This window comes from Duganella sp. CY15W, assembly GCF_009857555.1.
Classification (GTDB): domain Bacteria; phylum Pseudomonadota; class Gammaproteobacteria; order Burkholderiales; family Burkholderiaceae_D; genus Rugamonas; species Rugamonas sacchari.
Genome location: NZ_WWCQ01000003.1, coordinates 908,729 through 923,540, shown reverse-complemented (window position 1 = coordinate 923,540; position 14,812 = coordinate 908,729). Strand labels below are relative to the sequence as shown.

13 protein-coding genes and 1 other RNA gene are annotated in these 14,812 nt (G+C 61.9%); 7 read left to right on the top strand and 7 right to left on the bottom strand.

Annotated features, from left to right (window positions below):
* Positions 1–45 precede the first annotated feature (45 nt).
* The gene (locus GTP58_RS19145) at positions 46–954 is read left to right on the top strand and encodes a LysR family transcriptional regulator (RefSeq protein ID WP_161078780.1); all 909 of its coding nucleotides are present in this window, start codon (positions 46–48) and stop codon (positions 952–954) included.
* Positions 948–1,805: a prolipoprotein diacylglyceryl transferase gene (lgt, locus tag GTP58_RS19140; protein ID WP_161078779.1), complete on the top strand. Its 858-nt coding sequence runs from the start codon at positions 948–950 to the stop codon at positions 1,803–1,805. Before GTP58_RS19145 ends, lgt begins: the two co-directional genes overlap by 7 nt.
* Here the strand turns inward: lgt and GTP58_RS19135 are convergent.
* The 7 genes from GTP58_RS19135 to GTP58_RS19105 all read right to left on the bottom strand — a co-directional run bounded on the left by GTP58_RS19135 (position 1,789) and on the right by GTP58_RS19105 (position 7,925).
* On the bottom strand, positions 1,789–2,247 hold the full coding sequence (locus tag GTP58_RS19135; RefSeq protein ID WP_161078778.1) for an EVE domain-containing protein: 459 nt from the start codon (positions 2,245–2,247) through the stop codon (positions 1,789–1,791). The genes lgt and GTP58_RS19135 overlap by 17 nt on opposite strands.
* A 63-nt stretch (positions 2,248–2,310) precedes the next feature.
* A non-coding RNA gene (gene ssrS / locus GTP58_RS19130) (6S RNA) lies at positions 2,311–2,489 on the bottom strand.
* A 46-nt stretch (positions 2,490–2,535) separates the two neighbouring features.
* Entirely contained in the window at positions 2,536–2,847 is a 312-nt protein-coding gene (locus tag GTP58_RS19125; protein WP_072787769.1) for a cell division protein ZapA, read from the bottom strand.
* Positions 2,844–3,086, bottom strand: a complete 243-nt coding sequence (locus tag GTP58_RS19120) for a hypothetical protein (protein WP_072787771.1) — start codon at positions 3,084–3,086, stop codon at positions 2,844–2,846. Before GTP58_RS19120 ends, GTP58_RS19125 begins: the two co-directional genes overlap by 4 nt.
* A 175-nt stretch (positions 3,087–3,261) precedes the next feature.
* A complete protein-coding gene (locus tag GTP58_RS19115; protein ID WP_161078777.1) occupies positions 3,262–5,865 on the bottom strand; it encodes a TonB-dependent receptor in 2,604 nt (867 codons plus the stop codon).
* Between the two features lie 139 nt (positions 5,866–6,004).
* Positions 6,005–6,973 (bottom strand): LysR substrate-binding domain-containing protein, encoded by a 969-nt coding sequence (locus GTP58_RS19110; RefSeq protein WP_161078776.1) that lies wholly within the window; start codon positions 6,971–6,973, stop codon positions 6,005–6,007.
* A gap of 52 nt (positions 6,974–7,025) precedes the next feature.
* Positions 7,026–7,925 carry an SMP-30/gluconolactonase/LRE family protein gene (locus GTP58_RS19105; RefSeq protein WP_161078775.1) on the bottom strand — a complete coding sequence of 300 codons (900 nt, stop codon included), beginning with the start codon at positions 7,923–7,925 and terminating at the stop codon, positions 7,026–7,028.
* A 206-nt stretch (positions 7,926–8,131) separates the two neighbouring features.
* Between GTP58_RS19105 and dgoD the strand changes: the two genes are divergently transcribed.
* The 5 genes from dgoD to groL all read left to right on the top strand — a co-directional run bounded on the left by dgoD (position 8,132) and on the right by groL (position 14,783).
* Positions 8,132–9,280, top strand: a complete 1,149-nt coding sequence (gene dgoD / locus GTP58_RS19100; RefSeq protein WP_161078774.1) for a galactonate dehydratase — start codon at positions 8,132–8,134, stop codon at positions 9,278–9,280.
* A 2-nt stretch (positions 9,281–9,282) separates the two neighbouring features.
* A complete protein-coding gene (locus GTP58_RS19095; RefSeq protein ID WP_161078773.1) occupies positions 9,283–11,790 on the top strand; it encodes a beta-galactosidase in 2,508 nt (835 codons plus the stop codon).
* A gap of 9 nt (positions 11,791–11,799) precedes the next feature.
* On the top strand, positions 11,800–12,573 hold the full coding sequence (locus GTP58_RS19090) for an SDR family oxidoreductase (RefSeq protein ID WP_161078772.1): 774 nt from the start codon (positions 11,800–11,802) through the stop codon (positions 12,571–12,573).
* A 222-nt stretch (positions 12,574–12,795) separates the two neighbouring features.
* A complete protein-coding gene (groES, locus tag GTP58_RS19085; protein WP_161015212.1) occupies positions 12,796–13,086 on the top strand; it encodes a co-chaperone GroES in 291 nt (96 codons plus the stop codon).
* Between the two features lie 47 nt (positions 13,087–13,133).
* Positions 13,134–14,783, top strand: a complete 1,650-nt coding sequence (gene groL / locus GTP58_RS19080) for a chaperonin GroEL (RefSeq protein ID WP_072787788.1) — start codon at positions 13,134–13,136, stop codon at positions 14,781–14,783.
* The last annotated feature ends 29 nt before the right edge of the window (positions 14,784–14,812 follow it).

Sequence of the window (14,812 nt, the reverse complement as noted above, 5' to 3'; positions counted from 1 at the left end):
GAGTCGTATAAAATATCACAGAGAGCAAATTCAACAGTAAACCATATGGAATTACGCCAGCTGCGCTACTTCGTCACCGTGGCCGAAGAACTCCACTTCGGCAAGGCCGCGCTGCGCCTGCACATGACGCAGCCGCCACTGTCGCAGACCATTCAAGCTCTGGAGGAAGCGCTGGGCGCCGTGCTGTTCGAGCGCAACCGCCGCGGCGTCGCGCTGACGCCCGCCGGCAGCGCGCTGCTGCCGGAAGCGCGCCGCATGCTGGCGCAGGCGCAGGAGCTGCCGCAACTGGTGCAGCGCGCGGCCGCCGGTGAAGTCGGCCGCCTGACACTGGCCTTCGTCTCCTCGGCCGACTACAGCGTCCTGCCGCCGTTCCTGCGCGCCTACCGCGCCGCCTATCCGCAAGTGCAGATCACGCTGCAGGAAGCCACCTCCGACCTGCAGCTGGATGACCTGCTGCACAACCGCATCGACGCCGGCCTGCTGATCCCGCCGCTGCCCGACAAGGCCCGGCAGGAACTCGACTACCTGCCGGTACTGAACGAACCGCTGGTGCTGGCCCTGCCCTCCGGCCTGCCCGTGCTGAAGAAGAAAGGCAAGCTGAAACTGTCAGCGCTGCCGCCGCTACCGCTCATCATCTTCCCGCGCGCGATTTCACCGGCGCTGCATGACGCCATCCTGTCGGTGTTCCACGACGCTGGCATGACGCCGCAGATCGGCCAGGAAGCCATCCAGATGCAAACCATTGTCAGCCTGGTGTCGGCCGGCATCGGCATGGCACTGGTCCCGCAGTCCGTCTCCAACCTGATGCGGACCGGGGTAGAATACCGGGCGCTGGCCGATGCCACGCCCTTGGTGGAAACCGGCCTGGCCTGGCGGCGCGATAACGCTTCGCCCGTGCTGCACGGCTTTTTGGAATTATTACGGAAAGAATTAAGGAAAAGCGTCTTATGCTGATACACCCGATGCCCGATCCCATCGCCCTGCAACTGGGGCCGGTCGCCATACACTGGTATGGCCTCATGTATGTGCTGGCCTTTGCCATGTTCATTGCGCTGGGCCGCATCCGCATCCGGCAGCCGCACATCGCCGCGCAGCAGTGGAAGAAAGAGGATCTGGACGATATGCTGTTCTACGGCATGATGGGCGTGATCATCGGCGGCCGCCTGGGCGAGGTGCTGTTCTACGAACCGGTCAAATACTTCTCCGACCCGATCGAGATTTTCAAGGTCTGGCATGGCGGCATGTCCTTCCACGGCGGCTTCCTCGGCGTGCTGATTGCCATGTCGCTGTGGGCGCGCAAGGCGGGCCGCAATCTGCTGGACGTGTACGACTTCATCGCGCCGCTGGTGCCGCTGGGCTATGCCGCTGGCCGCATGGGAAACTTTATCAACGCCGAACTGCCGGGCCGCGTGGTCAGCGATCCGACGCTGCCATGGGCCATGCAGTGGCCGGACATCCGATTCCCGCTGCATCCGAATCCGGTGTTCCTGGAAGGCCTGCGCCATCCGTCGCCGCTCTATCAGCTGCTGATCGATGGCTTGCTGGTGTTTGTGATCTTGTGGTTCTTCGCGCGCAAGGAACGTCCGCGCCTGGCGGTCGGTGCGATGTACACGCTGCTGTATGGCTGCGCGCGATTCTTCACGGAGTACTTCCGCACGCCAGACTGGGAACGCGTCATTGCAGGCGTGCCGATTACCTCTGGCCAGGCGCTATCGCTGCCGATGATTATCGGCGCGATCGCCATGCTGATTTGGGCATACAAGGTGCGCCAGCGCGGCGCGGCTCCGGTTACTTCAAAAGCTTGACGATCGCCTTCCATTGCGCCGGCGTGACCGGCGTGATGGACAGGCGGCTGCCCTTCTGCAGCACAATCATGTCTTCCAGCGCGGGGATGGTCCGCATCTCCGCCAGCGACAGCAAACGCGTTTTCTGCGTGCCCTTCACATCAATCGAAATCCAGCGCGGCTGCTCCTGCGTCGCCTTGGCATCGTAGTATTTGCTGTCCTCATCGAACTGCGTCGCATCGGGATATGGCGCGCTGACGATTTCCGCCAACCCCGCAATGCCCGGCTCCGGGCAGCTCGAATGGTAGAACAACACGCCATCGCCGACCTGCATCTGGTCGCGCATGAAATTGCGCGCCTGGTAGTTGCGCACGCCGAACCACGGCGTGGTCTGCGCTTGCGATGCCATGACGTCGTCAATACTGACTTCATCCGGCTCGGACTTCATCAACCAATATTGCATGCGGATCTCCAGACGAAAAAAAGCGGCTGCGCATTCACATGCTTGCAACCGCTTCTCGATAAATAAGGCCCCGCCTGTGCCGTCTTGCCGGCATCCCGAACCTAAGGCTCAGGTGGTCACAGTTAGTTCAATTTCGGGTTCATCGGACTAGCGACGCTCTCGCCCATCGAACAAATTTCCGTAACCGGTGCAAACAAATGGTTCAAGGAATATATGACAAGTCTCGAACACTGCAGGGTGATTAGGAGTTTACTCTCTTGTGCGCCGCAAAGGAAGGCCTGTCACAAATTAAAACAGGGTTTCTTGCGGTGTCAGTGCGGAGTCCAGCACCTTGTGCATGGCCGCCATCTTGGTCTGCACTTCCAGCATGGACATGTCCGACCACGGGCCGCGCGAGGTTTTCATCGACAGGAACTCGGCCGCCACGCCCAGCGCCGCCATCACGGCGATGCGGTCGTTGCCCTTGACTTTGCCGGCGTCACGGATGGCGCACATTTTTTTGTCCAGGAAGGAGGCTGCTTCGCGCAGCGCACGTTCTTCATCTTCCCTGCAGGCGAGCTTGTACGCCTGACCCATGATGGTCACGTCAAGATGGATCATTGTGCATCCTCTTTTTCAGGCTGGGTCTCTGCGCCGCTCTCACCTTGCAGTGGAGGGATATGCTGCAACAACGCTGCCACCCGCTCGGATGCCTCGCTCAGGCGGCGCCGATAATCCATGGTCTCCACGGCGAGATTAACATTGGACTGACGCAACTGCGCATTTTCACGGCGCAAGACAAGCACCATTTCAGCCAGCTGGTCGATTTTGTCGGAGAGTTCTTGGAATTCGGAAATCATCCCGCCACTATAGGCAGCGCGCGGGAAGCCGTCAACCGAATCGCGTATTTGCAACCAACAAGCACGCGATTTATTTACTCGACGTCAATTAGTTGCCCGCTTCTATGGACTCCCCAATAAAAAAACGGAGCAGCGCCATCACGCACCGCTCCGTCAAACCACGATAAAAGGGGAATTACAGTTTGAAGGACAGGCCCAGATTGAAGCGGCGGCCGAATTCCGTCACTTCCTGCTGCACCGGAATGTTCGCGCTGGTGTACACCGCTTTCTGGTTGGTCAGATTGTCGATACCAAAGCGCAGCTGGATATTGGACGTCAGCTGCTTCGCCAGGTTCAGCGTCACATAGGTTTCCGCTTCGTTCATGATCAACTGGCCGGCGCCCCAGGTCGGGTTACGCGCAAACGCGCTGTGATAATTGGCCGACAGGCGCGCTTCATAGCCTGCCTTCTCGTACCACAGCGTGACGCCGCCGTTATGCTTCATCAGGCCTTCAATCGGATAGGGATTGCCGACCGGCGTCTGCTCATGGATATTGCTGGTGGTGTAGGCGTAGTTGCTGGCGATACCCAGGCCGTCGAACGGCGCCGGCAGCGAAGTGAAGGCCTGCTGGTACACCAGCTCCAGACCACGGATGTCGCCGCCCTCGCCGTTGACCGAACGGGTGATGGTCGCCGTGCGGCCATTCAGCGTGGTGGTGTCGCTTTCGATGGCGATGTAGCGCGTTACCTTTTTATAGAATGCGCCGGCCGACAGCAGCGAACCCTTGTTGAAGTACCACTGGTAGGACAAATCCACCTGGTTGGCCATCATCGGCTTCAACTGAGGATTGCCTGCGCTGCCGGTGATCGGCTGGCTGGTATCCGTGTTGTTGACGCTCAGGTTGCGGGAGCTGCGCATTTCATCCAGCGGCGCACGCGACATCGCGCGCGCCACGCTGAAGCGCAGCTGGCGTTGCTGCGCTTCGTCCAGATTGACGATCAGGTTCATGCTCGGCAGGATTTCGGTGTACGAGACGCCATCTGACACCGCCGTCGGCGCCGCGCCGTTCAGCGACTGCATGCCGTAGCCGGTTTGCGTGGTGTGCACCAGACGCACGCCCACATTGCCGCGATAACTCTTGCCCAGCGCTTCACCTTCCAGGTCGCCCTGCACAAAGGCCGAGCTGCTGCGCTCCTTGACCTTCCAGCCGGCCAGCTGGTCGTTCTGAATCTGCCATCCTTCCTGCACCTGGCCATTCGGATTGAACGCGTCAGGACCAAAGGCGGACGCAATGCTGCCGTCGAAATCCTTCAGCGCGATAAATGCCGGATAGCCGCTGACGTTCACCGTCTCATAAGCCGATGCCGGAATCGGCGATTTCTGCGCCAGCGTCCAGGTGGTCTGGTGGTAGCTCTTCTCACGGTCGGTCGCGCGCACGCCCACCTTGATGCGGCTGAAGATGCTGTTGTCGAGCGGGCGCGATGCGCTCACACTGGCGGCATTCAGCAGATCCTTCACATGGCCATCGGTATCGACATACAGGGTCGGCGTGCCGAAGTTGGCAGGATTGCCGCTATCGATGCCAAAGCTGTAGTCCTGCTTTTCGTCGCCAGTGAAGGACCACGTGACCGGCACACTGCCGTTGGCATACTGGCGCAAGTCGCGCCATGCGCTGCCACGCCGCGCGTGCGAAGTCGACAGGTCGGCATCGATCTTCCAGTCGCCCGCGTTGAACTTGCCATTCAGGCCGGTCGCGGCCACACTGGTGTCCTGCACGTAGACGAAGTCATTGTTAATCAGGCTCGCGTTGCTGATGGTGCCGCCGGCCACATAGCCGTTGCGGATATCCAGGTTGCTATAGGCCGCCCCATTGGTGCCGCCCCAGTTGCCCAGGCCATCGGCCCAGTGCTGCAGGCCACGCTCCTTGATCTTGGCCTCGGCGTAGTAGGTGTCGGCAGTGATCTGCACATCGCTGTTCGGTTTCCATTCCAGCTTGCCCAGCACACTGGCGCGCTTGTCCTTGCCGTGACGGGCCTCGTCCTGGAAGCCCCACGGCGCCTTTTCAGTTTTGCCGTCGCCATTCAGATCGTAGCCGCTGTCATTAAAGCCCCAGTGGCGCTTGTTCTTCTGCACCGAAGGCTGGTCCTGGTAGCTGAACGCCACGGCCGCGCCGATGGTCTTGTTGGCGAATTGGTCGATATACACGCCGCCCAGACGCGGTGCGGTTTTGTCGGCGCCCTGGATGTCCTTGGCCAGCGGGTAGTACAGCGCATCGGCCTTGAGCGAAATCTGGCGGCCGTTGTACTTCAGCGGCGACACGGTTTGCAGATCGATGGTGGTGGCGATGCCGCCTTCCGCCAGCTCGGCGTTCTGCGTTTTATAGACCGTCGCGCCGCTGATGGATTCGGACGGGAACTGCTCGAAACGCACGGCACGGTTAGGCTCCGACGAGGCCAGCTCGCGGCCATTCAGCGTGGCGCCGATGAAGCGTGGTCCCATGCCGCGCGCGATGATCTGGCTGGCGTTGCCACGGTCCAGGCCCGACGACAAGCCCGGCAGACGTGCCAGCGATTCGGCAATGGTGGTATCCGGCAGCTTGCCGATGTCTTCCGACGACACTACTTCCACGATGCTGTTGGAGGCCTCCTTGGCTGCCAGCGCATTGCGCACCGAGGCGCGGATGCCGGTCACGTTGACCTGCTGGATATCGCCAGCCGCTTCTTGCGCCAGGGCGTCCTGGACGAGTAGTGGGGAGGTAAAGAGCGTGGCGATGAGCCAGCTCATTTTTTTATGTTTCATTGTGCATCTCCAGTGTTTGTATTTTGTCCCGTCTCTGATGAAGATGTGGACGGATAACCGGATGCTAACGAAACACGAATTTACAAACCAATAGCTAATTTAGCTCAGGCCATACCAAGTTCGTATATCACGAAGCCTGTCAGTCCCGCGCCGGTATGCGGTAGTGAGGGTAGATGCTGGCTGCGGCGTCGCGCAGCGCAGTCAGCATGGCATCGGCGCCAGGCGACAGCTGGTGTCGTTTGCGCGTCACAATGCCGAACGAATCCATGCTCACGCCCAGATCGAACGGCACCACCTTTAGCAAGCCCACATCCAGATAGGGCTGCACGGCTTCCGCCGGCAGCGCCACGATCATGTCGTTATTCAGCAGCAGGCTGGCAACCACCGGCATGTCCAGCGTTTCCACGGTTTCCGCCGGCTGCTCCAGGCCATGCGACAGGAACAGCGCGGTGAGACGGTCGCGCAGTATCGAGCCTGCCGGCGGCAGTATCCAGCACTGCTCCATCAAATCGTCCAGCTTGAGGTCATCGCGTTCCATCAGCGGATGGCTGGCACGCGCGATCAGCACATGCGGTTCGTCAGTCAACGGTTCAAAGTTCAGTTCATCCGCCGCCTCGGTATCGAGGATGCGGCCCACCACCAGATCCAGCTCGCCGCTACGCAGGCGCTCCACCAGCGCTTTGCTGGTGGACATATTCACCGACACATGCACGCGCGCGTGACGCGCCTTGAGCAGATTGATCGCCTTGGGCACCAGCCCGGTCGCAGGCGTCAGCACCGTGCCCACGCCGACGCGGCCGCGCAAACCGGACAGCAGCTCCATCACTTCCTGGTGCGCTGCATCCATCTCCGCCAGCGCGGCGCCGGCGCGGCGTATCAGCACCTTGCCATACCAGGTCGGCGCGACACCGCGCGACAGGCGCTCGAACAACTGCACGCCCAGCGCGTGTTCCAGCTCGCCCAACAACTTGGAGGCGCCGGGCTGCGTCAGGTTGGCCGCTTGCGCGGCATGGGCGATGGAACCATGCCGGCCAAGTTCGACCAGCAGGACGAGATGACGGGTTTTCAGGTGGGAGCGGACAAAGCGGTCCGAGCGGGGATCAGTCATATGGGCGATAGGGTTGATCGCCCATCATAAATGCGGGCTGAACCAGCGTCAATCACCGTTGCGCGCATGCGCTGGTGCTGGAAGCGCTACCGTTATCGAGAAATAAAGTGTCGGCCACACCGGCTGCCGAGGCGCCCGGCAAGCCATACAGACCACCGCGTGCGCCCAGTATCCGCAACTGTTCCAGGCCCTCGCCGCCGAAGGCGACACTGGACACGGCCTCGCACGGCAGCGCGATCTGCCGCAGCGCCTGACCGTCGCCGGCATACTGCACCAGCAGCCCGCCCTGCACGCTCCACAGCTGCGCCGCGCTATCGGTCACCGCCATGCCGGCGCCAGGCGCCAACAATTCAGCAAACGTTGTTATCGCACCAATCCTTGCCTGTTCGGCATCGTAATCGCACTGCAGGATCGCGCCATGGGCGGCGTCGGCAAAATACATGCGGCGGCCATCAGGACTGAACGCGATGCTGGCGGCGCGCGCCACCGCAGGCAAGGCCAGACGACGCAAACCGTGGCGCTGAGAGTACTGGTAGAAGCTGCCGATAGGACGCTGGTCGCGCGCCATATTGGCGGTGCCGAACACGAAATTGCCGGCACGGTCGACACAGCCGTCGCTGATGCCGGTACGCGGTTCAGCCGCGTCGATGGTGACCAGTACCTGCGTCTGCAGGGGGCGGCTGGGTTGGCCGGGCACTGGCAGCTCCAGCATCCCGAGGCGCTTGCCCACGCCCAGCAGCATGCCGCCGGAAGCACAACTGGCCATGAGCGAGGCGCCTTCCAGCAGGCGCGCGGCGACCGGCGCGGTGAAGGATGGCGCCCAGGCGTACAGCTGGCGGCGCGCCGGATCGAGCCAGCGCCAGCAGGCGTGTACTTTACTCCAGCGCAGCGTGCATCCCGTTTGCCCCGCCCGGACGAACATGGTGGCGACGGCGGTGCTGACTGCATTCATACGGGTCCTGAAACGATGGAAGACTGGCCAAGTCTAAGCGAGCCTCGCCCGCCGCAGCTATGAATAAACCCCGCCCTGCCATGCCAATATCGGATAGCGGCATTGTGCTATCTGATATTGATATGGCTCCCCGCGAATTAATCATATTTCCAGTCTAGCGGCCGGGCTTAGACTGAGCGTTGTTCCGTGAACCACATCCCGATCCTATGAAAATCATCAAACTGACGACCTACCGTGTACCACCGCGCTGGATGCTGCTCAAAATCGAAACCGATGAAGGCGTCGTCGGCTGGGGGGAACCGGTCATCGAAGGCCGCGCCCGCACCGTGGAAACCGCAGTGCAGGAAATGGAACCGTATCTGATCGGCCAGGACCCGTCACGCATCAACGACCTGTGGCAGACCATGTACCGCGCCGGTTTCTATCGTGGCGGCGCGATCCTGATGAGCGCCATCGCCGGCATCGACCAGGCGCTGTGGGACATCAAGGGCAAGGTGCTGGGCAAGCCGGTGTACGAGCTGCTGGGCGGCCTGGTACGCGACCGCATGAAGATGTATAGCTGGGTCGGCGGCGACCGTCCATCGGACATCATCGAACAAATCCGCACGCTGCAAAAAGGCGGCTTCAACACCTTCAAGATGAACGGCACCGAGGAACTGGGCATGCTGGACACGTCGGCCAAAGTGGACGACGCCGTACGCCGCGTAGCCGAGATCCGCGAAGCCTTCGGCAGCACGATTGAATTCGGCCTGGACTTCCATGGCCGCGTGGCCGCACCAATGGCCAAGACGCTGCTGCGCGAACTGGAACCTTACCGCCCGCTGTTTGTGGAAGAACCGGTACTGGCCGAGCAGGCCGAATACTACCCGCGCCTGGCCGAGATGACCTCGATTCCGCTGGCTGCCGGTGAGCGCATGTACTCGCGCTTTGAATTCAAGAACGTGTTTGCAGCGGGCGGCCTGTCCATCGTGCAGCCGGACCTGTCGCACGCCGGCGGCATTACCGAATGCCTCAAGATCGCCTCGATGGCGGAAGCCTACGACATCACGCTGGCGCCGCACTGCCCTCTGGGTCCGGTGGCGCTGGCCTCGTGCCTGCAAGTGGACTTTGTCTCGTACAACGCCGTGCTGCAGGAGCAGAGCATGGGCATCCATTACAACCAGGGCGGCGAGCTGCTGGACTACGTCATCAACAAGGAAGACTTCAAGATCGTCGACGGCTACTGCAAGCCGCTGCCCAAGCCGGGCCTGGGCGTGGAAGTTGATGAAGAGCGCGTCATCGCGGCCAGCCAGCATGCGCCGGACTGGCGCAACCCGGTATGGCGCCATGCAGACGGCAGCGTCGCGGAATGGTAAGCATGTTCCCACCTCTGCACCGCCGCGCGTGCGCAGCCTTGATCGCTGGCGTCCTTGCTACCAGCACCGCCACGGCTGACACACTGTCCATCGACGCCAGCGCCGCCACACCGGCACCATTGGCCGCCGCGCTACGCCTCGGCGGCGCCAGGGCGCCAAACGGCGACACGCTGGGCGCCAACGCCCGCTACCTCACCCGCAACGGCGCACCATGGCTGCCGGTCATGGGTGAATTCCACTACAGCCGCACGCCCGCGCCGATGTGGGAAGCGGAGCTGCGCAAGATGAAAGCGGCCGGCATCGACATCGTCGCCAGCTACGTCATGTGGAACCACCACGAAGAAGTGCAGGGCAAATTCGACTGGTCCGGCAACCGCGACCTGCGCCGCTTCGTCCAACTGGCCACCAGGGCCGGGCTGGATGTGGTGGTGCGCGTGGGGCCGTGGGCGCACGCGGAAGTGCGCTACGGCGGCATTCCGGACTGGGTGGTCAACACCATGCCGACACGCGCCAACGATCCGCAATACATGGCCTTCGTCGAGCGCCTGTATGGCCAGATCGGCCAGCAGCTCAAAGGCCAGCTGTGGAAGGATGGCGGCCACGTCATCGGCATCCAGCTGGAAAACGAATACAACATCGACGGCCCAGACAAGGGCATAGCCCACATCGCCGCGCTGAAAAATCTGGCCCTCAAGGCGGGCATGGACGTGCCCTACTACACCGTCACGGGATGGGACGGCACGATTTATCCGGCCGGTGAAGTGACGCCGGTGTTTGGCGGCTATCCCGACGAACCGTGGGGTGTCAGCACCAGGGAGCTACCGCCCAAGGAAACCTATGCCTTCCGCTTCGATACGCGCGTCAGCGGCGACCTCGGTGCGCAGACCGCCGCGCACGCGCCAGGCACGGCGGAAACCGACAAGGACGTAACACCCTTCCTCGGCGCCGAATATGGCGCGGGCCTGCCGTTCATGTATCGCCGCCGCACCGTGGTGTCGTCCGACGATATCGCCGCCATGCTGCCGGTGCAGCTGGGCTCCGGCGTGAACCTGATGGGCTACTACATGTTCCATGGCGGCCGCAATCCGCTCAGCCTTGGCGGCGCCGGCATGGAGGAGAGCACGCTCAGTGGCGGCTACAACGACACCACCATGATCAGCTACGACTTCCAGGCGCCGCTTGGCCCGGATGGCCAGCAGCGCAAGGTGCTGGAGAAGCTGCGACCTTATCACCTGTTCCTGCACGCTTACGGCGCGCGCCTGGCGCCCATGACGGTGCGCAAGCCTGCGCTGTCGCCCGCCAGGCCGGATGATCTCACCACTGCGCGCTTTGCCGTGCGCAGTGAAGGTGATCGCGGCTTCCTATTCGTGAACAACCACGTACGCCAGTATCCAATGGCCACGCAGAAGACCACGCAGTTCTCCGTCAGGCTGCCAGGCCAGAGCATCACGCTGCCAAGCCAGCCCGTCGACATCGCCGATGGCGCTTACTTTATCTGGCCGCTGAATCTGGATCTGGACGGCAGCAACCTGCACTACGCCACCGCGCAGCCGGTGACCTTGCTGGACCAAGGCAAGGCCGGCGTCCTCGCGGTGTTTGCCGCCAGTGCCGGCGTGCCGGTCGAGCTGTCCTTTGACGCCGGCGCACGCGTTGCGGCGGCGGGCGGCGCGCAGATCAGCAACGCTGACGGCCACACGCTGGTCACCGGTGTACAGCCTGGCGCCGGCGCGGCCGTGACGGTGCAACGCGACGGCAAACGCCCGCTGACCATCGTCGTACTGACGCCGGAACAATCGCAGCAGCTCAGCGTTGTGGAACTGGCCGGCCAGCGCCGCCTGCTGCTCACCGCACAACAGGCCTACGCCGATGGCAAGGCGTTGCAGATGCGCGCCACTGGCGACAACACCTTCCGCTTCGCCATCTACCCGGCCCTGGCCGCCGCGCCAAAAGCGACGACCACCGGCGCCGCGTGGACAGCAGCGCCGCGCACCGCCACAGTCGCCCTGCGCGCCGTCGGCAACGACGGCATCTTCCAGACCTTCGAAGCCGTGCTGCCTGCACGCGATGTCAAAGCCAGCGTCACGCAAACGCGCAACGCGCAGGAAGCGCCACCGGTCGTCATCGGCGGCACCGCCAGGGCTGCGGTTCAGCCGCTGCCGGAAAGCTTCAAGGCCGCCGCCGCATGGCAGATCAGCGTGCCGCGCGAGCAGCTCAAAGGCCTGGACGACGCCCTGCTGCAAATCGATTTTGTCGGCGACATCGGCCGCCTGTATGCCGGCACCCGCATGCTGGACGACTGGTACTACAGCGGCTATCCATGGCAATACGGCCTGCGCCAGCAAGCCGCCGTGCTGGACCAGCCGCTGACCGTATCGGTGCTGCCACTGCGCGCCGACGCGCCAGTCTACCTGCCAAAAGAAGCGCGCCCCGGCTTCGGCGGCGCCACGCAAATGGCCACGGTGCGCGCCGTCCGCGTGATTCCCGTGTACCAGCTGCGCATCACCCCATAAGGAGTAGTCATGTCTGAACGCCTCAAAGGCAAAGTCGCCATCGTCACCGGTTCCACCCAAGGCATAGGTCTGGCCATCGCGCGCCGTTTTGCCGCCGAAGGCGCCATGGTCACCCTCAACAGCCACCGCGACGATGAAGCCGCGCAGGCCATCACCGCCGAACTGGGACCGCAGCGCAGCCTGTTCGTGCACGCCGACGTGGCCGACCGCGCCGCCATGGAGACGCTGGCCGCGCGCACCATCGAGCGCTTCGGCAAGGTCGATATCCTCATCAACAACGCCGGCATGAATGTGTTTGACGATCCGCTCGCGCTCAGCGAGGAAGACTGGAAGCGCTGCTTTGCGGTGGACCTGGAGGGCGCGTGGAATGGCGCGCGCGCCGTGCTGCCGTCGATGCTGGCGCAAGGCGCGGGCAGCATCGTCAATATCGCCTCGGTACACGGCCACAAGATCATCCCCGGCTGCTTCCCCTACCCGGTAGCCAAGCATGCGCTGATCGGCATGACGCGCGCGCTGGGCCTGGAGTACGCGGCGCGCGGCATCCGCGTCAATTCGATTTCGCCGGGCCTGATCGTCACCGACATGATCGAACGCCACTTCGCCGCCTGCCCGGACCCGCAGGCGGAACGCGAGCGCCAGGCCGCCCTGCTGCCTTGCAAGCGCTTGGGTAAGCCGGAAGAAGTCGCCGCCACCGCCCTGTTCCTGGCCAGCGACGAAGCACCCTTCATCAACGCCACCGACATCCTGATCGACGGCGGCCGCTCACAGTTGTACCACGAGTAACATTTCCAGACCACGTAGCAGCGCTTTTTTGCGCTGCGCGTGGTCAAATCCCGCATTTTTTGACCGCTCGCAAGGCATGTGCCTTGAAATGCAACAAGGTCGTCCCTATAATTGGCACTCGATGCGATGGAGTGCTAACAACCTCATCGTTAATATTTCCGTCGTAGCAATCTGATTGAAACGACAACAAACTGTACCATTGTTAAAATTAAGGAGTTTTGTATGAACCTTCGCCCTTTGAACGATCGCGTAATCGTCAAACGCCTCGACCAGGAAACCAAAACTGCGTCCGGCCTGATCATCCCTGATGCTGCTGCTGAGAAGCCAGATCAAGGCGAAGTGCTGGCAGTTGGCAATGGCAAGATCCTCGACGACGGCAAAGTACGTCCTCTGGATGTCAAAGTAGGCGACCGCGTCCTGTTCGGCAAATACGCCGGCCAGACCGTCAAGATCGACGGCCAGGAACTGATGGTCATGCGCGAAGAAGACATCATGGCGATCGTCACCAAGTAAGACTTGGCCGAACCGATCCCACTTAATACCTCACAGGAGTAAATAACATGGCAGCTAAAGAAGTAATCTTCGGCGACGCAGCGCGCGCCAAAATGGTTGAAGGCGTTAACATTCTGGCTAACGCAGTCAAAGTCACCCTGGGCCCGAAAGGCCGTAACGTGGTACTGGAGCGCTCGTTCGGCGCCCCAACCGTGACCAAGGACGGTGTTTCGGTCGCCAAGGAAGTCGAACTGAAAGACAAGCTGCAGAACATGGGCGCGCAGATGGTCAAGGAAGTCGCTTCCAAGACTTCGGACAACGCCGGTGACGGCACCACCACCGCAACCGTGCTGGCACAAGCCCTGGTTCGCGAAGGCATGAAGTTCGTTGCCGCCGGCATGAACCCAATGGACCTGAAACGCGGTATCGACAAAGCTGTTGCCGCCACCGTTGAGCAGATCGCTGCCATCGCCCGTCCATGCACCACCACCAAAGAAATCGCCCAGGTTGGTTCGATCTCGGCCAACTCGGACCACTCGATCGGCGAGCGTATCGCTGAAGCGATGGAAAAAGTCGGCAAAGAAGGCGTGATCACCGTGGAAGACGGCAAATCGCTGAACGACGAGCTGGACATCGTTGAAGGTATGCAGTTCGACCGCGGCTACCTGTCGCCATACTTCATCAACAACCAGGACAAACAAGTTGCCGCTCTGGACAACCCATTCGTTCTGCTGTGCGACAAGAAAATCTCGAACATCCGTGACCTGCTGCCGATCCTGGAACAGATCGCCAAATCGGGCCGTCCACTGCTGATCATCGCTGAAGACATCGAAGGCGAAGCACTGGCAACCCTGGTGGTCAACAACATCCGCGGCATCCTGAAAACCGTTGCTGTGAAAGCCCCAGGCTTCGGCGACCGTCGTAAAGCCATGCTGGAAGACATCGCGATCCTGACCGGCGGTCAAGTGGTTGCTGAAGAAGTCGGCCTGACCCTGGAAAAAGTATCGCTGGAAGAACTGGGCCAAGCCAAGCGTATCGAAGTCGGCAAAGAAAACACCATCGTCATCGACGGTGCTGGCCAGGCCGAAGCCATCGAAGCCCGCGTTAAACAGATCCGCGTGCAAATCGAAGAAGCAACCTCGGACTACGACCGTGAAAAACTGCAAGAGCGCGTGGCCAAACTGGCTGGCGGCGTTGCTGTGATCAAAGTCGGTGCAGCCACCGAAGTTGAAATGAAAGAGAAAAAAGCCCGCGTTGAAGATGCACTGCACGCTACCCGCGCAGCAGTGGAAGAAGGCATCGTGCCAGGCGGCGGCGTTGCCCTGCTGCGTGCCCGCGCTCAGATCAAATCGCTGAAAGGCGACAACGCTGACCAGGACGCCGGCATCAAGATCGTGCTGCGCGCCATGGAAGAGCCACTGCGCATGATCGTTCAAAACGCTGGCGAAGAATCGTCGGTCGTCGTGAACGCAGTGCTGGCAGGCGAAGGCAACTTCGGCTACAACGCATCGAACGGCACCTACGGCGACATGGTGGAAATGGGCGTGCTGGATCCAGCCAAAGTCACCCGCTCGGCACTGCAAAATGCCGCATCGATCGCTGGCCTGATGCTGACCACCGACTGCATGATCGCTGAAATCACCGAAGACAAGCCAGCCGGCGGTATGGGTGGCATGGGCGGTATGGGTGGCATGGGCGGCATGGACGGCATGATGTAAATGCCGGCCGGCTGATTCAGCCTGCCAGA